Genomic DNA, 23,528 nt, shown 5'->3' with positions numbered 1-23,528 from the left:
CGTCACAGACACGGGCAGAACTTCTGACCTTTGGGGACGCAACAATGACAGCACGCCTTTTGGGCCTTACATCGGTTCTGGCGCTTTGCGCCGGGGCCGCATCGGCCGACATGAATTTCAACCGCATCGCCGCCTTTCCGACCGTTGCCAATATGGGCGAGGACGACGATACCGGGCGCGAAAGCTCGGCCGAGATCATTGCCGCTACCGATGACGGCATGATGCTGGCCTATACCGACAGTCCGCTGGGCGTGCTGGGCCGGATCGACATCACGGATCCTAAGATGCCCAAACCGCTGGGCAATATCGAAATGGGTGGCGAGCCAACATCGGTTGCGATCATCGGCACAACGGCCTTTGTCGGCGTGAACACCTCGGAAAGCTATGTCGCGCCATCGGGCAGCCTGAAGGTTGTTGATCTGAAAACCGGCCAGATCACCGGCGAATGTGCCCTGTCAGGCCAGCCCGACAGTGTGGCCAAGGCCAAGGACGGGTCGTTCATCGTGATCGCCATCGAGAACGAGCGCGACGAAGACCTGAATGACGGCGCTATTCCGCAAATGCCGGCTGGCATGCTGGACATGATCGCGATCAGGGATGGAAAGGCCGATTGTGGCAGCCTGAAATCTGCCGACATGACCGGCCTGGCCGAGATCGCCCCCACCGATCCTGAACCCGAATTCGTCGATGTGAACGGGCTGGGCGAAACCGTTGTGACCATGCAGGAAAACAACCACCTGGCGGTTGTGTCCAAAGACGGCAAGGTGCTGGCCCATTTTTCGGCGGGCACCGTCGATCTGGAAGGCATCGACGCCACGGACGAGCGCGGCGCGCTGGTCTTCGACGAAAGCCAGCCGGGTCGCAAACGTGAGCCTGACGCGGTGAAGTGGATCGACGACGATCATTTTGCCATCGCCAATGAAGGCGATTACGAAGGCGGTTCGCGCGGCTGGACGATCTTTTCCAAGGCCGGCGATGTGGTATTTGAAAGCGGCACCAGCTTTGAACAGGCGGTGATCCAGATCGGCCATTATCCCGACAAGCGATCCGACGCCAAGGGAATCGAGCCGGAATCGATCGAGGTCGGCACATTCAACGGCACGCCAATGGTTTTCGTCGGTGCGGAACGCGCATCGGTGGTGGGTGTCTATGATGTCTCCAACCCCGCCGCGCCGGTGTTGAAACAGATCCTGCCATCGGGGATCGGGCCGGAAGGATATGTCGCCATTCCGTCGCGCAACCTGTTGGTATCGGCAAACGAGGTCGATCTGGTCGAGGATGGCGGCGCACGCAGCCACGTGATGATCTATGAATATCAGGACGCCCCGGCGGCCTATCCGCAACTGACATCGGCGGGTGCTGACAAACTGATCGGCTGGGGGGCCATTTCCGGCCTGGTCGCGGGCGAAGGCAGCACGATCTATGCCGTGAATGACAGTTTTTACGGGTATCAACCAACAATCTTTACCATTGACGCATCAACCACCCCGGCACGTATTACCGATGCGACCTATGTCACGCGCGCCGGAATGCCCGCACAGATGCTGGACATGGAAGGCATCACGCTGGATGGCAAGGGCGGGTTCTGGATCGCTTCGGAAGGGCGCACCGACCGGCTGATCCCGCATGCGATCTATAACGTGAATGCCAAGGGCGCGATCAAAAAGGAAATCGCCCTGCCTGCCGAACTGCTGGCCGTCGAAAGCCGTTTTGGCTTCGAGGGCATCACCATGATCGGCGATACACTGTGGATGGCCGTTCAGCGCGAGTGGAAAGATGATCCCGAGGATCACGTCAAGCTGGTGGCCTATGACACCAAGACTGAAGAATGGGGCGCGGTTCTGTATCCCAAGGCCAAACCCGATACCGGCTGGGTCGGTCTGTCGGAAATCGTGGCGCAGGGCGACTGGGTTTATGTGATCGAGCGTGACAACCTGATCGGCGCGGCGGCGGTCACGAAAAAGGTCTATCGCATCCCGGCATCCGAAATGGTCGCAGCACCCTTGGGCGGCGATCTGCCGGTCGTGACGAAGGAAGAGGTCAGCGACCTGATCCCGGCGCTGAAATCCTTTGGCGGCTATGTCGTCGACAAGATCGAAGGGCTGGCCATCACCGATGACGGCACGATCTGGGCCGCCACGGATAATGACGGCGTCGATGACAGCTCGGGCGAGACATTCTTCTGGAAAATCGGCACCGCGAAATAATCGCCATTTCAACCATGGAAAAAGGGAGGGGATCGCCCCTCCCTTTGCGTTTCATCAGGCCGCAGCTCAGGCGTCGTGGGTTTCAACCACCCGCGATTCAATCTGATCGCCCTTGGCGATCTCGATACGCCGGGGTTTCAGGGCCTCGGGCACTTCGCGCACCAGATCGACATGCAGCATGCCATCGGCATGGGTGGCACCCGTCACGCGCACATGATCGGCCAGATGGAAGCGGCGCTCGAACGCGCGGGTGGCGATGCCGCGATGCAGATAGGTGCGGTCGCTGTCTTCCTCGGCCTTGCGGGCGGAAATGACCAACGTGTTTTCCTTGGTGTCGACCGAAAGTTCGTCGGCCGAGAACCCCGCAACCGCCACCGAAATACGATAGCTGTTCTCGGTGGTCTTCTCGATGTTGTAGGGCGGATAGGTCGGCTGGGTGACCTCGCTGGTCAGCACGCGCTCCATAAGATCGGCCACGCGGTCAAAACCAACAGTGGCACGGTAAAGCGGCGAAAGATCATAGGTTCTCATCATGTCATCCTCTTCAGAGCGATGGAATACATGCCCTCCTGTCACAGGACGGGCGGTTCGTCGCGCAGGCCCGTGATGGCACCTGCATGGCACAGATGTGGGAATGGCATTTCGCGCTGTCAAGATATCGGTCAGCGCGTCCCGTCGGTCATGGCTTGATGAATTTCGACCCGTTCGCGGGCCGATCATCATAACCGAAGCGGCGGATGGCGCGCGCCTGATTGTCGATCACCCCTTCGCCTGCTGTCAAACGGCCTTTCAGGAAATCCAGCGATGAATCGATGGCCGTGCTCAGCGCAACGCGCTGGTCTTGCAGGTCGGCCTTGGACGATACCACCGACACGATTTCAGGGCGGCCGTTCCGGGTGGTAAAGACCGGCGCGCCTGACGATCCGAAATTCACATCGCATGACAGCATCAACACACCGGGGCGCCCCGCCAGGACATGGCAGATTTCCTGCAACGATGGCGCGTCCGCGCGGTCCTGCGCATAGGAAACTACGCCGACCTCATCGCCCTGATGTGCCCGGCTGGTAACCGGCAGTGGCAATATCCCGGGCATGCGGATCGGGCGATCCAGTTGCAGCAAGGCCAGATCATAGGCCACGCGGCTGACCCTGTCCGTGTCGCCATAACGATAGCGCGGATGGATCACCACGCGCCGTATCCCGCGATAGGCATCGGCGTTGCCATTGCGAAAGCCGGCCAGAAACTGCAGATCGTCCAGATCGAAGGGCTGGCCGGTGGATTTGTCATACATGCAATGGGCCGCCGTCAGCACCAGATCATCGCCAACCAGCGTTGCGGTGCAAAACCCGCGACGGCCCAGATCAAGCCGGCCCACGGCCTTCCATCCCTTGCCGTCATCAAAGGTCGAAAGCTGGCGCAGCGGCGTTTCCTGGGCTGCGGCGATCGTGCAGAACACCCCGAAAACCAGAATTGACATGATCCACAGGTGGCGCATTCGGTCTCCATTCACCCGGGATCCGTTTAGCGGCCTGATGGGGCAGGATTATGGCTGCTGTTTGACGAATGCGCGCGGTCGAGGCCCGCCGGTCGCCCAATCCAGCAATTCAACGATATGAACCACGGGTATGGAGCCGCCCGACGCGATCTGGACCATGCAGCCGATATTGCCGGTCGCGATCACATCCGGCGCCAGCGCCGCCAATGTCTGCACCTTGCGATCCCGTAACCGGACCGAGATTTCAGGCTGCAGCAGGTTATAGGTTCCCGCCGATCCACAGCACAGATGCGGGTCGGTCGGTTCGCTCACCTCGAATCCGGCCCGCTGCAGCAGGGCCTTGGGGCCGCTGCGCAGTTTTTGCCCGTGCTGCAGCGAACAGGCCGCGTGATAGGCCACCCGAACCCCCGAAACCGGCCCTTCGGGCAGATCCAGCGCGACTGCCAGTTCGGTTATGTCTTGGGCCAACCCGGCCACTAGCGCCGCATCTGCCGCCAGCGGATCATCCTGAAACAGATGCCCGTAATCCTTGATCGTGGTGCCGCAGCCCGATGTATTGATCACAATCGCATCCAGCGGCGCGCGGGCATGTTCGGCCGCAAAGGCGCGGATCGCACGCGCCGCACTGGCCCGCGCCTGATCCGTCTTGCCCATATGCAGCGTCAGCGCCCCACAGCAGCCCGCATCGGGCACGATCACCACATCGCAGCCCGCCCGGCGCAGGAACCGGATCGTGGCATCGTTGATATCGGTGTTCAGAACCTTTTGCGCGCATCCCGTCATCAACGCCACACGCCGACGCCGAAGCCCGGTGGCCGCAAAGACCTGTGGCGCATCATTGGGGCTGACGGGGGGCACAACACGCGGGGCCAGCGCCACCATGGCCCGCAACCGTGCATCGGGTATCAGCCGTGCCAAAGGTCGGCCAAGGCGCGCCGCCGACAGGGCCAGCCGGAACCGCCCCGGATAGGGCAGAATACGCGCCAGCAGCCAGCGCAATGCCCGGTCGGCAAAGGGGCGGCAATAGGTCTGTTCGATATGGTCGCGCGCATGGTCCAGCAGATGCATGTAATCCACACCGGACGGGCAGGTTGTCATGCAGGACAGGCACGACAGGCAACGGTCGATATGTTTTACGGTCTCGGCATCGGCGGGGCGGCCCGATTCCAGCATATCCTTGATCAGATAGATCCGCCCTCGCGGGCTGTCCAACTCGTCGCCAAGCAGCAGATATGTGGGACAGGTCGCGGTGCAGAACCCGCAATGCACGCAGGCGCGCAGGATCGCATTTGACCGCGCGGTGGCCGGGTCGCGCAACTGGTCGGGTGTGAAACTGGTCTGCATCGTGTTCCTTTTACACCGGCAGGGGGGCGGGTGGCATATCGCCTGTCAGGCCTGCATTCAGGATACCGCGCGGGTCGAACTGCCGCCGCAGCCCCGCGGCAAGGGCAGCCACCGGTGCGGGTTCGGGCGGAAACACCGCCAGCCTGTTCCGTGCGGCCTTATCGGCACGGATCAAGGTGGCGTGGCCCCCGATCCCCACAAGCGCCGGCCGGATATCCCGCCCCGGCGCGACCAGCGCCCAGACCAGCCCGCCGCCCCAGTCAAGGATCACCCGGTCCGCGCCGATCGCGGCTGCCACACCCGGCCCGTCGCCCGGCTTGGCCGATATGCGCCAGACATCACCGGGCCGGGTCGCAAAGGCGGTGACATCGCGGATATTGGTCCAGATCCGGGCCACTTGTGTCGCATCGTCGATCACCTCGGCCGGGCCGAAATCCGCCAGCAGGCGCCGCAACCGTTCTGCCCGCGCCGCCACCGCATCGTGAAACCCTTCAATGCGGATCAGGGTTTCGGGTGCCCCGCTGGCCCCGTCGGGCAGATGTGCGGCGCCGGTCACCTCGAAGGGCGAACCCAAGGCGACCGACAGCGCCTGCACCGCACGGATATTGTCCAGCCCACGGATCAACAGGCAAACCGCGGCCTCGGGCACAGGAAGGGTCTTGAAAGACAATTCCGTCAGCACCCCCAACGTGCCGAAACTGCCCGCCATCAGCCGCGCCAGATCATAGCCGGTGACATTCTTCATCACCCGTCCGCCATTGCGGATGACGGTGCCGCGCCCATCGACAAACCGCACGCCGATCAGGCTGTCCCGGCAGGCCCCCGCCTGAACCCGGCGCGGGCCGGATGCGTTTACGGCCACCATTCCGCCCAGGGTCGGTGCGCCGGTGGTGCCCAGCAAGGCGCGGTGATCCATCGGTTCGAACGCCAGGCGCTGGCCCTCGGCGGCCAGTGCGGCCTCGACCACTGCCAGCGGCGTGCCGGCGCGGGCGACAAGGGTCAGCGCCCCCGGTTCATACAACGTTATCCCGCTCAGCCTGGCGACCGACAGACCCGCCCCCTGGACGGGCCGACCGATATCGCGCGTTCCGCCGCCAATGATGCGCAGCGGCCCCTGCGCAGCGGCGATGGCATCGGCCAGATCGGCCTCTGACTCGGGCCGGATCATGCCGCGCCCCCTGCCTTGCCACCGTCACCCGCACGACGCCCCGCACTGATGGCCAGCGGAAACACCTTGGCCGGATTCAACAGCCAGCCGGGGTCGAACACATCCTTGACCCGCATCTGGGCCTCCATGTCGGCGGGCGAAAACTGCACGCCCATAAGATCGCGCTTTTCGACACCGACACCATGTTCGCCGGTCAGGCATCCGCCCACGGCCACGCAAAGTTTCAAAATCTCGGCCCCCAGTGCCTCGGCCTGCGCAAGCGCGCCGGGGGCATTGGCGTTATACAGGATCAACGGGTGCAAATTGCCGTCACCTGCATGAAAGACATTGGCCACCTGCAAACCGAAATCGATGGCCAGTTCTTCGACGCGCTGCAAGACCGGCGCCAGTTGCGAAACCGGGATCACCCCGTCCAGACAAATGTAATCAGCCATTTGCCCCATCGCGCCAAAGGCCGATTTCCGGCCCAGCCAGATACGCGCGCTTTCGTCATCCGAGCGGCTTTCGCGCAGCGCGACCGGGTTGTGACGCTCTGCGATCTTGCGAATACGCGCCAGTTGCGCGTCGATTTCGGGCGGCGATCCTTCTACCTCGACGATCAACAGCGCCTCGCAATCGGGATAGCCGGCATGGGCAAAGGCCTCGGTCGCGCGAATGCAGGGGCGATCCATGAATTCGATGGCAACCGGCAACAGACCCGCGCGGATGATATCGGCAACGCAGGCCCCGGCGGTGGCGTTGCTGTCGAACCCGATCAACACCGGGCGCGCGCCTTCGGGCGCGGGCAGGATGCGCAGAATTGCCTCGGTCACGACGCCCAACTGGCCCTCTGACCCGCAGACCACCGCCAAAAGATCCAGCCCGCCGGAATCCAGATGCGCGCCTCCCAGGTCGATCACGGTGCCATCCATCAACACCATGCGCACCCCCAACAGGTTGTTGGTCGTCACCCCGTATTTAAGACAATGCGCCCCGCCGGAATTCATCCCGATATTGCCAGCGATGGCACAGGCCAGCTGCGATGACGGATCAGGGGCATAGAAGAACCCGTCTTGCGCCACGGCCCCTGTCACCGACAGATTGGTGCGCCCGGTCTGAACCCGGATGAACCGGTTGGCATAGTCGACCTCAAGAACATCGTTCATTCTGGCGACCCCCAGAACCACGCTATCCGCCGTCGCCAGTGACCCGCCTGTCAGCGCCGTGCCCGCCCCACGCGGCACCACCGGCACGCCGGCCCGGTGACATATGCGCAGCACCGTGGAAACCTGGGCGGTATCGCGCGGCAAAACCACGCAAAGCGGCGCACAGCGATAGGCCGTCAGCGCATCGCATTCATAGGCACGCAGGCCGATCGCATCGTCGATTACCGCATCCGCGGGCAGGACGGCCCGTAGCTGCGAGATGATCGACGCCCGGTTCGACAGGATCACCGGGTTCGGCACAGGCATTTCCACGGTCATTCCTTTCCCGCCGGCGCAGCGTTTGACCCTCGCTTTATGCGCGCGACCGTCCTGATGGCGCAAGTGACAACCGGCTTCCTAGACGGGGCGGCGCAGGCGGCGGCCTTCGAACAGCCAGGCAGCAATGATCAGCAACGCCGACAGCAACAGGATCGCCCAGCCCGGCATCAGCGGTCTGACCGTGATATCGGCGGCGACATAGGCATTGCGCGGCGTGATCCCGACCCAGCCGCGCCCGGCGGCCGCCCGGCCTTCGCGCACCGCGCGGATCGCGGGCTGACCATCCTCCAGCGCCATGATCCCCCCGCGTGTAGCCTCGACAACATCGGCAAGGACATCGCCCGTGGCGATGGTCTGTTCAAATTCACGTGGCGCGGCGGGGCCTAGCGCGACGACGGTATCCAGATCGCCATCGGTCAGCCTGTATAGCCCGATATCGGGGCCTACGAACTCGGCGCTATAGCGCCCCGGCGTGGTTTCGGCCAGCGGCAGCACGGTCACGGCACCATCCGGCCCGGTGATCTGCACCTGCCTGTCGGCCTGCGTCAGCGACCGTCGGGTAATTGTCACTGTCTGGCCCTGTGCCGTGGCACGAAGGGCTTCTTCTTCCAGTTCGGGTTCCTTCATCATCCAATGGGCCAAACGGCGCAGCAATTCCAGTTGCGGCCCGCCCCCTTCGAACCCGCGATCCCACAGCCAGGCCTGATCAGAAACCATCAACGCAACGCGGCCCTCGCCAACCCTGTCCAACTGCAGCAACGCGCGCCCGTCTGCCCCCGACATCACCGTCTGCCCGCGCAACGGGTCAATCTCGATCAGCCGGAACCAGCGGCCCCAGTCATTTCCGTTCGCAGCGATCCATTGTTGTTCCAACCCTTCGGTCACCGGATGACGCTGGCCCAGATCGGTGATGGCGGGATGAAAGCCATCCTCGATCACACGCGCCGTAGGGGCCGCGGGCAGGATATCCGCCAATGGCGAACGATACAGGCTGTCGGCACTGGCAAAATCCGGGCCCGCCGCGATCAGCAGCGCGCCGCCATCCTGAACATAGCGGCGAATATTCTCGAAATAGGCCGTGGGCAGAATTCCCCGCCGCCGATAACGGTCGAAAATGATCAGGTCGAATTCGTCGACCTTGTCCATGAACAGCTCGCGGGTTGGAAAGGCGATCAGCGACAATTCGGTCACCGGCACACCGTCCTGCTTGTCGGGCGGGCGCAGGATGGTGAAATGCACCAGATCGACACTGCTGTCCGATTTCAGAAGATTACGCCAGGTACGCTCGCCCGGATGCGGTTCGCCCGACACCAGCAGCACGCGCAACCGGTCACGCACGCCATTGATCTGCACCACGGCACCGTTATTGCGATCGGTCAGTTCGCCCTCGGCGGTGGCGACCTGGAACTGGATAACATTCATGCCCCCATGGCGCAGCGTCACCGGCAGATCCAGATCGCGGCCAACGGGCACTGAAAACACCTGCGGTTCCTCGCCATCGACACTGATTGAAAGCTGCGCCATTGTCCCGGCGGCATCGGGCACCGCGCCCTGGTCATCGACGCGCAAGGTCAGCGTCACCGGCTCGTCCAGAATGGCAAAGGCGGGCGCATTGGTAACGATCAGCCGGCGATCCCAATCTGTGTCGTGACCGGTCAGCAGCGCATGCAGCGGCGCGGGCATGTCGGGGGCGGCCTCGATGTCATGCACCCGGCCATCGGTCAACAGGATCGCCCCGGCCAGACGCGCACGCGGCACATCGGCCAGCGCCTGCGCCAGCGCCCCCATCATCAGCGTACCGCCATCGCCCGGCGCATCGGCAAGATGCACGATCCGCAACTCGGTATTACCCAGCGCAGCCACCTGCGTGGTGATGCGATCAATGGCCGCGGCAGTCTGATCGGCACGGTCCGACAGGCGTTGGCTGGAACTGTCATCAACCACCAGAACCACGATATCGGACAAGGGCGAACGGTTCTCTGTCTGCAAGGACGGGTTGGCAATGGCCAGTAAAAGTACCGCCGCCGCCAGCGCCCGGATCCACCAGCCCCGCAACCCGCGCCAGGCCGCCAGAACGATCAGGCCGGCCACCAGCCCCCACACGGCCCAGACCACGGCCCAGGGCAGCAGCATGTCAAAGATCACCAGCCCGCTCATTGGCCCAACCTGTCCAGCAGCGCGGGCACATGCACCTGATCGGATTTATAGTTGCCGGTCAGCACATGCATGATCAGGTTGATTCCGAAGCGATAGGCAACCTCTCGCTGGCGTTCCCCGGCATAGCCGCGCCCCACGGGGTAAAGCTGCAACCCCTGTTCATCAACGGCCCAGGCAGACGCCCAGTCATTCCCGCCGATCACCACCGGCGTGACCCCGTCATTGAGGTTGCGAAACGGCATGCCTTCCACCTGTTGCGCATCGGCAGGTGCGGCCTCGACCCAGACATCGCGGCCATCGAAACGGCCGGGAAAATCCTGCAACAGATAAAAGGTGCGCGTCAGCACATGATCGGCCGGAATGGGTTCCAGCGGCGGTATGTCCAGCGGGCGGGCCAGTTGCTGCAACCGCCGCCCCGCAGGCGACCCGCCGCCAAATCGTGCGACATCCGCGTCACGTGTATCGAACAGGATCATGCCCCCACTGCGCAGATAGCGGTTCAGCCGGGCATAAGCCTGATCGGATGGCACCGGCTGCGACTGCGACACCGGCCAATAGAGAAACGGAAAGAACGACAATTCGTCGGTTTCAAGGTTCACGGCGATCGGTGCTGCCGGTTCAACCGATGTGCGCTGGGTCAGCTTGGCCGACAACCCGCGCAATCCGGCATGGGCGATGGCATCCAGCGATGCATCGCCCGTAATGATATGGGCCAGAACCACCCCGGATGTCGCCGCGATGGCGCGCCCGTCATCCGATTGCGCGCGGGCACCGGGCGGCGTGACCAGCATCAGCGCCACCAGCCCGGCCACCGCCCCACCGCGCCCGACACGCAGCCGGCCCGACAACGCCAGTGCCGCAATCGCATCCAGCGCCAGCAGCGCCAGCGCCAGCGCCAGCAGCCAGCCCTTGAGCGGGGTCTCGCGCGCCACGACCAGACCTTCCACCGCAATGCGCGCTGGCCAGTCGGCGGCGGCCAGTGCGGTGTCATCTGCGAAAACGTTCAAGGCGATCCGCCGATCCGAACCCGCATACAGCCCCGGCGGGTGGCTGGCCGAAACCATACCCGCGGCCAGCGCTTCACCCGGCACACCGGCCAGCGTTCCGGCATCCACCAGCTCGCCGAAGGCATTCAGCATCTGTTCGGGCACCCATGTGGTGCCAGCCAGATCGGCGGCATCGGGCCGCGCCGGGCGCGTCGATACCGCCAGACGTTCCAGCATCTGCACGAACAGGCCAGACAGCGGCAGGCTGGACCATTGCGCATTGGCGGTGACATGGAACAGCACGATCTGCCCCTGCCCCACGCGTTTGCGTGTCACCAGCGGCGTTCCATCGGCCAGCGCCGCGATCGACCGCGCCGCCAGATCGGGGTCGGGCTGGGCCAGAACCTGGGCGGTGACCTGCACATCCTCGGGGACGGGAAGGCCCGCAAAAGGCGATGTATCATCAAACGGACGCAGCGATTTGGGCTCGCCCCAGCTCATCGCGCCGCCGACGCTGCGACCACCGGCCCGCAGCCGCACCGGCATCAGCGGGTCTTCGGTATCGCGGCTGATATCGCTGGCGGCCAGTCGCGGTCCGGCAAAACGCACCAGCAGCCCGCCCTTGTCCAGCCAGTCCAGCAGCGCGCGCTGTTCTCCGTCCGATACAGTGGCCACATCGGCCAGCACGATCACATCGGGGCTGGCCAGCAGCGCATCGCCCAGCCCCCCCTCGATCAGATCGGCGGTGGGGGCCAGCGCCTGATGCAGATAATGCAGCGGCGATAACAGCTCCAGCCCTTCACGGTCATCGCGCGCGGCGATCAGGGCCACCTTGCGCCGCTTGAGGCTGTCATCGGTCAGGCTGACAGCGCCTGCCGAACGCACCCCTTCAAGGGTGAAACGCGTTACCCGGTTGCGCAGTTCGGCGGGCAGGACAAGTTCGGCATCGGCCTGCATCTGCATTGGGTCAAATGTCACCGGCACCCGCGCCAGATCGCGGTCGATGCCATTGGGGTCTGGCCCGCGCGCCACCAAGGTGGTTTCCACCGCATCCCCGGCCCGGGCCCGCAAGGCGGTCAAGGCGATCTTGCCGGCATCGAAACGGGCCGGGCGCAGCGCATAGACCGGGCGCGGGCTTTCGAACACACGCACCTGCCCGCGCCGCTCCAGCGCGGCCAGCACATCGGCGCGGCTGTCGCGCGCCACCCCGTCCGACATCCAGAACGTGTCGAACGCCCCCGAAAGCCCGCCGGCCCAGTCCCGAAGCGCAGCGTCATCGGGGTTCCATGCGCGCGGGGCCAGCCCGCGCAAACCGGCCTTCCAGATATTAGCGGCCTGAAACGGCAACGGCCCATCTGGCAGATCAGTGGCCAGCACCACGGCCACGGGCCGTGCGCCGCGCCCGGCATCATCCAGCAGCGTGTCCAGCCGCGCGATCCGGCGGTCCCAGTCACGCGCGTCGGCCCAACTGCCGTCAATCAGCACCAGCAACGGCCCGCTGCCCGCCCGCTGATCCTGCGGGTTCAGCACCGGCCCGGCAAAGCCCAGGATCACCGCCGCCAGCGCCAGCATCCGCAGCAACAACAGCCACCACGGCGTCTTGTCTGTCTGATGGTCGTCATCGCGCAGCCCCAACAGCAGCGCCACCCCCGGAAACCGCCGCCGGATCGGCGCAGGCGGCACCGCGCGCAGCAACAGCCACAGCACCGGCAATGCCGCCAGCCCCAGCAACAGCCAGGGCGCCGTAAAACCGATGGGGCCCAGAATCAGCATCAGCGCCCCCGTTCCAGGGCGCGATACAGCCACAACAGCGCCCCCGGCGCGCTTTGGCCGGTATGGTGGCAGTTGTAATGCCAGCCGGTCAGCCGGGCCAGATCGGCCAGACGCGCCTTGCGCGCCGCCAGACGATCCAGATACCGGGCGCGCAGATCGCCCGCCTTCAGGGTTTCATGGCGCAGGCTGCCGCCCATGCTTTCGAATATGGTGCGCCCGTCAAAGGGAAAGCTTTCCTCTTGCGGGTCAAGAACTTGCAGCAACGCACCGCGCACGCCGCGATCGGCGGCCTTGGTCAGCGCGGTTTCCACGGCGGCCATATCGCCCAGAAAATCCGACACGAACACCGCCCGCGATCCGGGCAGCATCCCGCGCGCCTCGGGCACGCCGTAATCGGGGGCATCGGCCTGATCGGCAAAAGCCTGTGCCAGCCGCAACAGTTGCAATTCACCCCGGCGCGGCGGCAGGGCATGGCCCGCCAGTCCCACCCGTTCGCCGCCCCGGATCAGCAGAATCGCGGCGGCCAGCGCCAGCAGACGCGCCTGATCACCCTTGGACGGATGCCGCCCATCGCCCGCAAAGCGCATGGATTGCGCATCATCGACCCAGATCAGAACGCTTTGCGCCGCCTGCCATTCCTTTTCACGCACGAAATGCTGATCCGACCGGGCCGAACGGCGCCAGTCAATATTGCGCGCCTCATCCCCCGGATGCACGGGGCGGTATTGCCAGAATTCATCTCCCATGCCCGCGCGCCGCCGCCCGTGTTCGCCCAGCAATACGGTGGCAGCCAGATGCTCGGCCCCCGCCAGCAGCGGCGGCAGCGACGCCGCCAGCCCTTCGGCACGGGCGCGCAGGGTGGCGGGTGTGGGTGTCACGCCGCGGCCTCGATCCCGGTCACGCGGTCGATGACGGCGGTGATGATATCCTCCAGCGCCTCGCCCCGCGCGCGGGCAGCAAAGGACAGCGCCATGCGGTGTTTCAGCACCGGGCCCGCCATGCGCGCCACATCATCCACCGACGGCACCAGCCGCCCTTCCAGCAATGCCTGCGCCCGCACCCCCAGCATCAGCGCCTGCGCGGCGCGCGGCCCCGGCCCCCAGGCCACGTTTTCGCGCACCATCTGCGGCGCATCCGCATCACCCGGGCGACAGGCACGCACCAGATCAAGGATCGCGGCGACCACGGCCTCGCCCACCGGCATGCGCCGGATCACCGCCTGCGCGGCGATCAGATCATCGGCGGTGAACACGGCATGGGCGCGGTCTTCGGTGACGCCCGTGGTGGCGATCAGGATGTCATGCTCGGTCTGGCGGTCGGGATAGGGCACGTCGATCTGCACCAGAAAACGGTCAAGCTGTGCCTCGGGCAGGGGATAGGTGCCTTCCTGTTCAATCGGGTTCTGCGTGGCCAGAACATGAAACGGCGCGGGCAGCGCGTGTTCCTGCCCGGCGATTGTCACCATGCGTTCCTGCATGGCCTGCAATAGGGCCGACTGGGTGCGGGGACTGGCGCGGTTAATTTCATCCGCCATCAGAAGCTGGCAAAAGATCGGCCCCTTGATGAACCGAAAGGCACGGCTGCCATCGGCGGCGGACTCGAGCACCTCGGACCCCAGGATATCGGCCGGCATCAGGTCGGGGGTGAACTGGATGCGCGCGCCGTTCAGCCCCATCACGGTGGACAGCGTATCAACCAGCCGCGTCTTGCCCAGCCCCGGCAACCCGATCAGCAACCCGTGCCCGCCGCATAACAGCGCGCTTAACGTCAGATCGACCACACGTGGCTGCCCGATGAACCGTCTGGTTATGCTGCCCCGTGCCAGCGCCAGCTTTTCGCCCAGCGCCTCTATTTCATCCACCAGTGTGGCATCGTCGGCCATGACATCTCTCCATCCGGTCCTATATGGTCTATTAAAGGGAACTATCCCGCCCGGCACAAATGACAAAAAGAACCTGCGGACAAATGATCGTGAAACCCGACGTTGAAAATCTGGCCTCTGCCGCCCGCAAGGCAGGCAAAAAAGGCCCGCCCCCCGTTCATTTGTGGAATCCGCCCTTCTGTGGCGACCTGGATATGCGGATTGCGCGTGATGGGACATGGTTTTACCTGGGCACACCCATCGGACGCCCCGGATTGGTGAAACTGTTTTCATCCATCATCCGCAAGGATGGCGATGACTATTTTCTGGTCACTCCGGTTGAAAAGGTCGGCATAACGGTCGAGGACGCGCCTTTCGTGGCGGATGACTTCGATGTGTCGGGCAGTGGCGAATCGCAGCAGATCACCTTTACCACCCATGTCGGCGATAGCGTGACCGCCGGGCCGGATCACCCCATCCGGGTGGTGCGCGACCCCGAAACCGGCGAACCGTCCCCCTATGTCAATGTGCGCGCCAATCTTGAGGCCCTGATCGACCGCAAAAGCTTTTACCGGCTGGTCGATATCGGCGCGCATCATCCGCATGACGGCCAAAGCTGGTTTGGCCTGTGGTCAGGCGGGGCGTTCTTTCCGGTAATTCCGTCGGCGGAATTACCCTAATCGCGATCCGCACATCCCTTTTGCGCCGTCTCGGCCTCAAGCGTGACATGCCTGAGATTGAATTGATCTGCCAGCGCGGCCTTTACCCGCGCGGTGACTTCGGCAAAATCGGCACCCTGCGTCACGACCAGATGCGCCTGAAACGCGGTGCGATGTTCGTCGATCTGCCACAGATGCACGTGATGCAGATCTTCGACGCCTTCATCGGCGCGAATGTGATCGGTGACACGCGCCAGATCCGGCGCACCGGGTGTGCCCAGCATCAGGATGCGGATCACCGGCATCACCTCGCGTCCGGCCTGCCACAGGATATAGGCGGCAATACCCAGCGTCACCAATGGATCAACCAGCCGCCAGTCATAGATCAGGATCAGCGTGCCGGCGAAAATCACCGCGACCGATCCCAGCGCGTCTGCCACGTTATGCAGGAACGCCGCCCGGATATTCACGCTGTCCTTTGCCATCGCAAAGGTCAGCAGCGCGGTGATCACATCCACCACCAGCGCCACGCCCGCGATGATCACGACGATCCAGCCATCGACGCCGGGCGGATCGATCAGGCGCATCACCGCCTCGGCCACCAGATAGACCGCGATGACCAACAGCGTCGTGTAATTGATCAGTGCCGCCACCACCTCGGCCCGGCCATAGCCGAAGGTCATCGCGTCATCACGCGGGCGGCGGGCAATACGGCGGGCGGCAAAGGCCACGATCAGCGATATCGCGTCGGAAAAATTATGGATGGCATCGGCAATCAGCGCCAGTGACCCCGACAGAACCCCGCCGATGATCTGCGCCAGCGTCAGAACCATGTTGACGCCGATCGCCCAGATGATCCGCCGGTCGCCTGTGGCGGCATGGTGATGATCATGCGGCATTTACCAACCTATCGAACGATTTTCCGCAGAAAAATCGGCCCCCTAATGCGCCTGCGCCCAGTTCGCGCCCTGTCCGGCCTCGACCGTAAGGGGCACATCAAGATGAATGGCGGGCATGGCCGCGCCTTCCATAACGTCGCGCACAGTGGAAATGGTATCGTCCACGGCGGCGGCGTCCACCTCGAACAGCAATTCGTCATGCACCTGCAACAGCATCCTGGCGGGCAACCCGGCAATGGCATCCGGCATACGCACCATCGCACGGCGTATCACATCGGCGGCCGTGCCCTGAATGGGCGCGTTGATGGCCGCGCGTTTGGCAAAGCCGGCATGCGGCCCCTTGGCGTTGATCTCGGGCGTATGGATTTTTCGCCCGAACAGCGTCTGGACGAAACCGTGTTCTTTGGCAAAACTGATGGTTTCATCCATATATTCACGAATACCGGGGAAGCGTTCGAAATAGCGGTCGATGAACCCCTGCGCCTCGGCGCGGGGGATGCGCAGATTGCGGGCAAGGCCAAAGCCGGAAATGCCGTAAATTACCCCGAAATTGATCGCCTTGGCCTTGCGCCGGATATCCGGCGTCATCTGATCCAGCGGCACATCGAACATTTCGCTTGCCGTCAGGGCGTGAATATCCTGCCCGTCCCGGAACGCCTGTTTCAGGCTTTCGATATCCGCCACATGCGCCAGGATGCGCAATTCGATCTGGCTGTAATCAAGGCTGAGCAGCACCTTGCCGGGTTCGGCCACGAAGGCCTCGCGGATACGGCGGCCTTCCTCGCTGCGGATCGGAATATTCTGCAGGTTCGGATCGGTCGAGGCCAGACGCCCCGTATTCGCCCCTGCGATGGAATAGGACGTATGCACCCGCCCCGTTTCGGGGTTGATATGGTCCTGAAGCGCGTCGGTATAGGTCGATTTCAGTTTCGACAGTTGCCGCCAGTCCAGCACGCGGGCGGGCAGGTCATGGCCTTCGGCGGCCAGGTCTTCCAGCACATCGGCACCCGTGGCATAGGCCCCGGTCTTGCCCTTGTTGCCGCCGGGCAGGCCCATCTGATCGAACAGAACCTCGCCCAGTTGCTTGGGGCTGCCCACATTGAAACTGTGCCCGGCCAGTTGATGAATCTCATCCTCCAGCGCCGCCATTTTCTGCGAAAATGCGTTGGACATGCGAGACAGCGTGTCGCGATCGACCTTGATGCCGGTCATCTCCATCTGCGCCAGGACCGGCACCAGCGGGCGTTCCAACGTTTCATAGACGGTGGTGACGCGGGCCCGGTGCAGTTGCGGTTTGAGCACCTGCCACAGTCGCAGCGTGATATCGGCATCCTCGGCGGCATAGCGCACGGCATCATCAATCGGCACCCGGTCAAAGGTGCGCGCCGATTTGCCCGACCCCAGCAGCGGTTTGATCGGGATCGGAGTGTGGTTCAGATAGCGTTCAGACAGCGCGTCCATGCCATGCCCGTGCAGCCCGGCGTGCTGTGCATAGGAAATCAGCATGGTGTCGTCGATCGGGGCCACGTTTATGCCATGGCGCGCAAAAATCTTGGCGTCGTATTTCATGTTCTGGCCGATTTTCAGAACGGCCTGATCTTCCAGCAGCGGCCGAAGCATCGCCAGCGCGGTTTCCATTGCCATCTGCCCTGCGGCCAGCTTGTCCGACCCGAACAGATCGCCCGCCCCGTCGGCGCCATCCTTATGCGCCAGCGGGATGTAGCAAGCCTGTCCGGCATCAACGCATAGCGAAATACCCACCAGTTCGGCGCGCATTTCATCCAGGCTGGTGGTTTCGGTATCAACCGCCACCCAGCCGCGCCCCCGTGCCCGTGCGACCCAGACCGCCAGCGCATCGGCATCACGCACACACTCATAGGCATCCGGGTCAATGGGCGGCAGATCGGGCTGGGCGGGCGCATCTTCGGCGACGGGCGCATCGGGAATGGCCGGGGCGGCGATACCCATCTTTTCGGCGACCCGTTTGGTCAGCGTCCGGAATTCCATCTCGGTCAGAAAACCCATCAGCGTGTCGGCGTCGGGTTCGCGCACCTCTAGCGTGTCCAGCGTAAAATCAAGCGGCGTGTCGCAATCCAGTTGCACCAGCTTTTTCGACAATTCGATCTGGGCGCGATTTTCAAGCAGCACCTGCCGCCGTTTGGGCTGCTTGATCTCTTCGGCACGCGCCAGCAGGGTTTCCAGATCGCCATATTCCTGAATCAACAAGGCCGCCGTTTTCACCCCGATACCCGGCGCGCCGGGCACGTTATCGACGCTGTCACCGGCCAATGCCTGAATATCGACCACGCGATCGGGGCCAACACCGAACTTTTCGAACACCTCATCGGGGCCGATACGGCGGTTCTTCATCGCATCGAACATCTCGACGCCATCCCCGACCAGTTGCATCAGATCCTTGTCCGAGCTGATGATGGTGACGCGCCCGCCCGCATCGCGCGCCTGACAGGCCAGCGTGGCGATGATATCGTCGGCCTCATAGCCTTCCAGTTCCAGACAGGCGATGTTGAAGGCGTGGGTGGCACGCCGGGTCAGGGGCATCTGGGGGCGCAGGGCCTCGGGCATTTCTTCGCGATTGGCCTTGTATAGGTCATACATGTCGTTGCGAAAGGTGTGCGATCCCTTGTCGAACACCACGGCCACATGGGTTGGCGCATCGGGGCCTTTGTTATCTTCGACCATCTTGAAGATCATATTGCAAAAGCCTGCCACGGCACCGATCGGCATGCCGTCCGATTTGCGCGTCAGCGGCGGCAACGCATGAAACGCCCTGAAAATGAAGGCAGACCCGTCGATCAGATGCAGATGGCAGCCTTTGCCGAATGACATGGGCGGTCCTTTCAAACTGGGACAGGCCGACCCGGCCAAGGGAAGCGGGCTGGCCTATTTTATGGTGTCGGCGCAGCTTTCATGGACAAATTTCTTGTCACAATAGCCGCATTCGACAAAGCCGGTATCGTGATCGACCTGCAGCCACACGCGTGGATGCCCCAGCGCACCTTCGCCCCCGTCGCAAGCCACGCGCCAAGTGCTGACGATTTCGGTTTCAGGGGCTTTGATGGTCATTGGGGAGGGCTCCGTTACTGACGGCACAGGGGCCGCGTTTCGGTGGGCATGATAGCGATTGAACAGACACCGGCAAGCCGGAAAGCCGTATCAGGACGGGCGCACCAGCATTGCCCCCAGCGGATGACCAGCCAGGATATGCACATGGGTGTGGGGCACTTCCTGCATGCCGTGATCGCCGGAATTGAAGATCAGACGATAACCGGTGCCACCCGCACTCGGCTGCAGGCCCAGCATCCTGCACACCTCGGCGGTGGCGCGGTGGAAATCGACAAGCTCCTCAACCGGCGCTTCGGTGCTGAAATGATCGAAATTCACATAGGGCCCCTTGGGGATCACCAGCACATGAACCTCTGCCTGCGGGCGGATATCGTGAAAGGCCAGGCTATGTTCGGTTTCCAGCACGGTCTTGTTGGGAATTTCACCGCGCAGGATCTTGGCAAAGATATTCTGCGGGTCATAGGAATAGGCCATCTTGGAACCTCAATCGCTGAACAAGTAATGTGTGGCCGCAATTTCGCGCGCCTTGTCGGTAGGGATATCCAGAAACGCCGACAATTCCAATGTGTTCTCGTCCAGGCTGGCGCCTTCGCGCATGCGATGGAAATGTGCAAAGCCGGCATCGCGGATACGATCGGATTCAAACACCACATCATAGCGGATCGTGGGCAACAGCCGGTCAATGGTTTCCTGCGGTGTGCGCTCGCCCGCCAGTCCGACCCGCCGGGCATGGCCCAGAAGATACTCATCTGAAAATTCGGTCTGCACCTCCAGCAACCTTGTGGTGCAGCGGTCGGAATAAAAATCCTGCATCAGGTCGATATTGCTTGGGTCCAGGCAGATCACCAGCCGGTCGGTTTCGTAATAGTCGAACAGCATCCGCATCAGCGCCCGCCTGTGCCGGGTGCGTTTTTCCAGCGTCGTCTGGATACCACCCAGATCGGGCAGGTTGGTGTCTTCTTCGTTGAACAGATAGTCGATGGCAGGAAGGTTTGAAACCTGCCGCGTCCGTTCGACCAGCCGTTTGGCAACATGCCATTTCTTGCAGGTCACGATCATCAGTTCGCGTTCGCGGCCCAGGCTGGATTCGGTCTCCCAGAACCGGGGCGCAAACCGCCGCCCGATCCGGCCGCGCCCGGTCAGAAACTTGTACAGATCGCGCCCTTCGTTCGAGATCGCGAAGGTGCCGCCTTCGCTGGCATAAAGCGCGCCCAGCCTGCGCTTGAGTTCGGCGGCCTGCGGGGAAATCTTGCGCGCGAAGAGGAAGTCCTGACTGAGCAGCAGATCATAGTGGTCGTTATAGAACGTCGCCGGCATCCCATAATCCGAAAACACCAGAAAGGTCAGCGTGCGCGACTGGATTTCGGGCTCGGGCACCAGGTGGCGCACCAGCGTCTGAAAAAAGGTTTCGTCCGGTATCCATGTCGTGCGGAAGAAGCGCACCACATCGCGGCGCCTGCGGACGAATTCCAGAACGGCCTCGATCGTGCGCCGTCGCAGACACCACCATTGCGACCCGATCATGATCTGCAATTCATCCGGAATCCTGCGCGCCAGCCCCAGCTTTTTCTGCCATTGGAACGACCGATAGAACCATGCCTTGTGCGTGCGTTCGTTGAAGAAATGCCGATAGATCAGTCGGTCTTCCTTCAGGCCGGTCTTGATCCAGTCCGATGCGAAGAAATCGAAAGCTTCGATATAATCCAGATCGGCCGCGTCCAGAAACGCATGGGTGTATTCGGCCGATTTGATCGGCATGCAATCGCCCGACAGCATGTAGAAATGCGTGGCGCGGGGAAAGGCGGCCTCGGCCGCCTCGATGGCGTGCAGGGTGGCCTGCACCAGCGACCATTCCCCCCACCCGCATTTGATCCGCTTGCGCGCGAAGGTCACATTGGGATTGTCTTTCAGCGCCTCATGGATCTGCTGGAAATGCTCTTGCCTGGCGCGGGCGTCGAAATGGATCGCCATGAAATCGCCAACGGCGGTCAGCCGCCGCGCCTGCTGGATGATGGCCTCGGGGTCTTTGTGACACAAAAGGATATAGGCTATCTTTGCCATTGGCGCCTGTCATACGCGTCAGAATGGAACGGTCTTAACCGTGATACCGTGAACAGGCGTTGAATAAACAGCATTTCTTTGCTTACCTGCGCAAAGAATAAGCCAGTCCCGGCAAACCGGCGGCGCAGGAGGCAGAAAGACATGGGATTTCCCGGCACATGGATGACGCAAAGCGAAAGCATGGTTTATCGCGTGGTGCCAAAATGCGCCTGTTCGACCATCGGCCAGATCATGTTCTATTCCGACCATGGCGAATTTTTCGACGGTGATGTGCATGATGCCATGGAAGGCATGCACAAATGGGCGATCGAGGACAGCCAGCCACTGATCGAGGCCAATGTGAAGGGCCATAAATCCTATGCCTTCACCTGCGTGCGCAATCCCTATACCCGCATCCTGTCGTCGTTTTTCGACAAGATCTGCGGCATTCAGCGTAACGGAAAACGCTATCGCGGCAATCTGGTGCCGCTGCTGATCCAGAAATACGGCGTGCAGGTCGAAGGCGATTTCGACCAGATCGAAAGCTTTCGCCGCTTCTTGCTGTTCGCCCGCGACACCATCCGCTGGCGCCGCCCGATGGAGCCTGACATCCACTGGTCAGCCATTTCGGGGCATATTTCGACCTTCATCGTGAATGGCGGACGCTACGACAATATCTTTTTCACCGAGAAATTCGACGAAGGCATGCAATCCGTGCTGGATGCGGTCGAAACCCCGCACAAGGTTGATCTGGGCAGCATTCCCCGTTTCAACGAATCCGAAGGCCACGGACCCAAGCGTGCCCATCCGGTAGAAGACTATTTCGACGATCTTTCGATGCATCTGGTCTATGAAATCTACAAGCGCGATTTCAATCTGTTCCGATATGATTTCGAAAATCCCGGCAACAAGATGCCCCTGGGCGAGGTCGATCTTGACGAGGTTCACGCCAAGCTGGGCGCCTGATCCTCCCGGCCCGATCTAATAGCTGTATTCGGGGTAGATCCGCGTCAGATCGCCTTGCCAGTCGCCATTGTAATGCGCCAGCAGTTCGTCCGCGGGGGTCTGGCCGCTGTCCACGCTATCGTGCAAGGCGTTCAGGAAATGGCTTTCGTCAGGCACCATGCCACCTGCACCGGGGCGCGCCCGTGCCACCAGACCGGCGCGGGAAATCTCTACTGCCCGGGCCGCCAGATCACGCATCCTGATATCGCCGACCTGCGCCTGAAGCGCATCTTTTGACGCCGCCACCCGCAGCGCGTCGCGGGTTTCGGCATCCCAGCCCTTGACCAGATCCCAGGCCGCATCCAGCGCCGATTGATCATACATGATCCCGGTCCAGAACGCCGGCAACGCGCAAAGCCGCCGCCACGGCCCGCCATCGGCCCCGCGCATTTCGATGAATTTCTTCAGACGCGCTTCGGGGAAAATCGTGGTCAGGTGATCGGCGAAATCCGACAGCGTGGCAATCTCGCCCGGCAATGCGGGCAGGCGACCGGCCATGAAATCGCGGAACGACTGGCCCAGCGCGTCGATATATTTGCCGTCGCGATAGACAAAATACATCGGCACATCCAGCGCATAATCCACCCAGGATTCGAACCCGAAACCCTGATCGAACACGAAAGGCAGCATCCCGGTGCGCGCCGGGTCCAGATCGCGCCAGACGCGGGCGCGCCAGCTTTTGAACCCGTTGGGCCGACCATCAAGAAACGGCGAATTGGCAAACAGCGCGGTGGCCACGGGTTGCAGGGCCAGTGCCACGCGCATCTTCTGAACCATGTCCGCTTCGGACCCGAAATCAAGGTTCACCTGCACGGTGCAGGTGCGATACATCATGGTTTTGCCCATGCTGCCGACCCGGTCCATATAGGCTGTCATCAGTTTATAGCGGCCCTTGGGCATCACCGGCATCTGGTCATGCGACCAGATCGGCGCCGCCCCCAACCCGATGAAACCGACGCCCACCGCATCGGCGATGTCCTTGACCTCGCGCAGATGGGTGTTCACCTCATCACAGGTTTCGTGGATGGTTTCCAGCGGCGCGCCGGACAATTCCAGCTGGCCGCCCGGTTCCAGGCTGACATTCGCGCCGTTCTTTTCCAGGCCGATCAGAAAGTCACCTTCCATCACCGGTTTCCAGCCATGCCGGTCGCGCAGACCTTGCAGAACCGCCAGCACAGACCGTTCCCCAGCATAGGGCAGCGGCTTCAGCGTATCTTTGCAATAGCCGAATTTTTCATGCTCGGTGCCGATGCGCCAATCGGATTTGGGCTTGCAGCCCGAGGCAAGATATTCCGCCAGCTGCTGGATGCTTTCAATGGGCCCGCCGCCGGACTGAGGGATGGACATGGGACAGGCTCCGATCTTGGTTCTTCGGGTTCAACAGGTG

The 23,528-nt window shown here is 62.8% G+C and carries 18 protein-coding genes; 3 read left to right on the top strand and 15 right to left on the bottom strand.

Going from position 1 to position 23,528, the window contains the following annotated elements; all coding sequences use genetic code 11:
• The first annotated feature begins 44 nt into the window (after positions 1 to 44).
• Positions 45 to 2,207, top strand: coding sequence for an esterase-like activity of phytase family protein (locus ACTCHC_RS09660; RefSeq protein WP_463022277.1), 2,163 nt, complete (start codon positions 45 to 47; stop codon positions 2,205 to 2,207).
• Positions 2,208 to 2,273: 66 nt separating this feature from the next.
• On the opposite strand, the gene ACTCHC_RS09655 is transcribed toward ACTCHC_RS09660, so the two are convergent.
• The 9 genes from ACTCHC_RS09655 to ACTCHC_RS09615 all read right to left on the bottom strand — a co-directional run bounded on the left by ACTCHC_RS09655 (position 2,274) and on the right by ACTCHC_RS09615 (position 14,475).
• The gene (locus ACTCHC_RS09655) at positions 2,274 to 2,738 is read right to left on the bottom strand and encodes an Hsp20 family protein (RefSeq protein WP_463022300.1); all 465 of its coding nucleotides are present in this window, start codon (positions 2,736 to 2,738) and stop codon (positions 2,274 to 2,276) included.
• Positions 2,739 to 2,886: 148 nt separating this feature from the next.
• Positions 2,887 to 3,702 carry a trypsin-like serine peptidase gene (locus ACTCHC_RS09650; RefSeq protein WP_463022276.1) on the bottom strand — a complete coding sequence of 272 codons (816 nt, stop codon included), beginning with the start codon at positions 3,700 to 3,702 and terminating at the stop codon, positions 2,887 to 2,889.
• Between the two features lie 48 nt (positions 3,703 to 3,750).
• Entirely contained in the window at positions 3,751 to 5,046 is a 1,296-nt protein-coding gene (gene glcF / locus ACTCHC_RS09645) for a glycolate oxidase subunit GlcF (protein ID WP_463022275.1), read from the bottom strand.
• A gap of 10 nt (positions 5,047 to 5,056) precedes the next feature.
• A complete protein-coding gene (locus tag ACTCHC_RS09640) occupies positions 5,057 to 6,211 on the bottom strand; it encodes an FAD-binding protein (RefSeq protein ID WP_463022299.1) in 1,155 nt (384 codons plus the stop codon).
• The gene (locus ACTCHC_RS09635) at positions 6,211 to 7,665 is read right to left on the bottom strand and encodes an FAD-linked oxidase C-terminal domain-containing protein (RefSeq protein ID WP_463022298.1); all 1,455 of its coding nucleotides are present in this window, start codon (positions 7,663 to 7,665) and stop codon (positions 6,211 to 6,213) included. The genes ACTCHC_RS09640 and ACTCHC_RS09635 overlap by 1 nt, the downstream gene beginning before the upstream one ends.
• 90 nt (positions 7,666 to 7,755) lie before the next feature.
• Positions 7,756 to 9,834 (bottom strand): hypothetical protein, encoded by a 2,079-nt coding sequence (locus tag ACTCHC_RS09630; protein WP_463022274.1) that lies wholly within the window; start codon positions 9,832 to 9,834, stop codon positions 7,756 to 7,758.
• Positions 9,831 to 12,593: a DUF4159 domain-containing protein gene (locus tag ACTCHC_RS09625; protein WP_463022273.1), complete on the bottom strand. Its 2,763-nt coding sequence runs from the start codon at positions 12,591 to 12,593 to the stop codon at positions 9,831 to 9,833. Before ACTCHC_RS09625 ends, ACTCHC_RS09630 begins: the two co-directional genes overlap by 4 nt.
• Complete coding sequence (locus ACTCHC_RS09620) at positions 12,593 to 13,471, bottom strand: DUF58 domain-containing protein (protein WP_463022272.1); 879 nt, start codon at positions 13,469 to 13,471, stop codon at positions 12,593 to 12,595. Before ACTCHC_RS09620 ends, ACTCHC_RS09625 begins: the two co-directional genes overlap by 1 nt.
• Complete coding sequence (locus tag ACTCHC_RS09615) at positions 13,468 to 14,475, bottom strand: AAA family ATPase (RefSeq protein ID WP_463022271.1); 1,008 nt, start codon at positions 14,473 to 14,475, stop codon at positions 13,468 to 13,470. The genes ACTCHC_RS09620 and ACTCHC_RS09615 overlap by 4 nt, the downstream gene beginning before the upstream one ends.
• An 83-nt stretch (positions 14,476 to 14,558) precedes the next feature.
• Here ACTCHC_RS09615 and ACTCHC_RS09610 point away from each other — a divergent pair, with 83 nt between their 5' ends.
• A complete protein-coding gene (locus ACTCHC_RS09610) occupies positions 14,559 to 15,134 on the top strand; it encodes a DUF1285 domain-containing protein (protein ID WP_463022270.1) in 576 nt (191 codons plus the stop codon).
• Here the strand turns inward: ACTCHC_RS09610 and ACTCHC_RS09605 are convergent.
• The 5 genes from ACTCHC_RS09605 to ACTCHC_RS09585 form a co-directional block, all read right to left on the bottom strand.
• Positions 15,131 to 16,012 (bottom strand): cation diffusion facilitator family transporter, encoded by an 882-nt coding sequence (locus ACTCHC_RS09605; protein WP_463022269.1) that lies wholly within the window; start codon positions 16,010 to 16,012, stop codon positions 15,131 to 15,133. The genes ACTCHC_RS09610 and ACTCHC_RS09605 overlap by 4 nt on opposite strands.
• A 42-nt stretch (positions 16,013 to 16,054) precedes the next feature.
• Positions 16,055 to 18,859 carry a DNA polymerase I gene (polA, locus tag ACTCHC_RS09600; RefSeq protein ID WP_463022268.1) on the bottom strand — a complete coding sequence of 935 codons (2,805 nt, stop codon included), beginning with the start codon at positions 18,857 to 18,859 and terminating at the stop codon, positions 16,055 to 16,057.
• 54 nt (positions 18,860 to 18,913) lie between these two features.
• Positions 18,914 to 19,096 carry a zinc-finger domain-containing protein gene (locus ACTCHC_RS09595; RefSeq protein WP_463022267.1) on the bottom strand — a complete coding sequence of 61 codons (183 nt, stop codon included), beginning with the start codon at positions 19,094 to 19,096 and terminating at the stop codon, positions 18,914 to 18,916.
• Positions 19,097 to 19,186: 90 nt separating this feature from the next.
• Positions 19,187 to 19,570, bottom strand: a complete 384-nt coding sequence (locus tag ACTCHC_RS09590; RefSeq protein WP_463022266.1) for an HIT domain-containing protein — start codon at positions 19,568 to 19,570, stop codon at positions 19,187 to 19,189.
• Between the two features lie 9 nt (positions 19,571 to 19,579).
• Complete coding sequence (locus tag ACTCHC_RS09585) at positions 19,580 to 21,157, bottom strand: DUF5928 domain-containing protein (protein WP_463022265.1); 1,578 nt, start codon at positions 21,155 to 21,157, stop codon at positions 19,580 to 19,582.
• 141 nt (positions 21,158 to 21,298) lie between these two features.
• Between ACTCHC_RS09585 and ACTCHC_RS09580 the strand changes: the two genes are divergently transcribed.
• A complete protein-coding gene (locus ACTCHC_RS09580) occupies positions 21,299 to 22,102 on the top strand; it encodes a sulfotransferase family protein (protein WP_463022264.1) in 804 nt (267 codons plus the stop codon).
• Between the two features lie 15 nt (positions 22,103 to 22,117).
• Here the strand turns inward: ACTCHC_RS09580 and ACTCHC_RS09575 are convergent, their stop codons facing one another.
• Positions 22,118 to 23,488 (bottom strand): glutamate--cysteine ligase, encoded by a 1,371-nt coding sequence (locus ACTCHC_RS09575; protein WP_463022263.1) that lies wholly within the window; start codon positions 23,486 to 23,488, stop codon positions 22,118 to 22,120.
• Positions 23,489 to 23,528: the final 40 nt, after the last annotated feature.

The organism is Actibacterium sp. (assembly GCF_055134745.1).
This window is presented reverse-complemented; position numbering and strand designations above follow the sequence as displayed.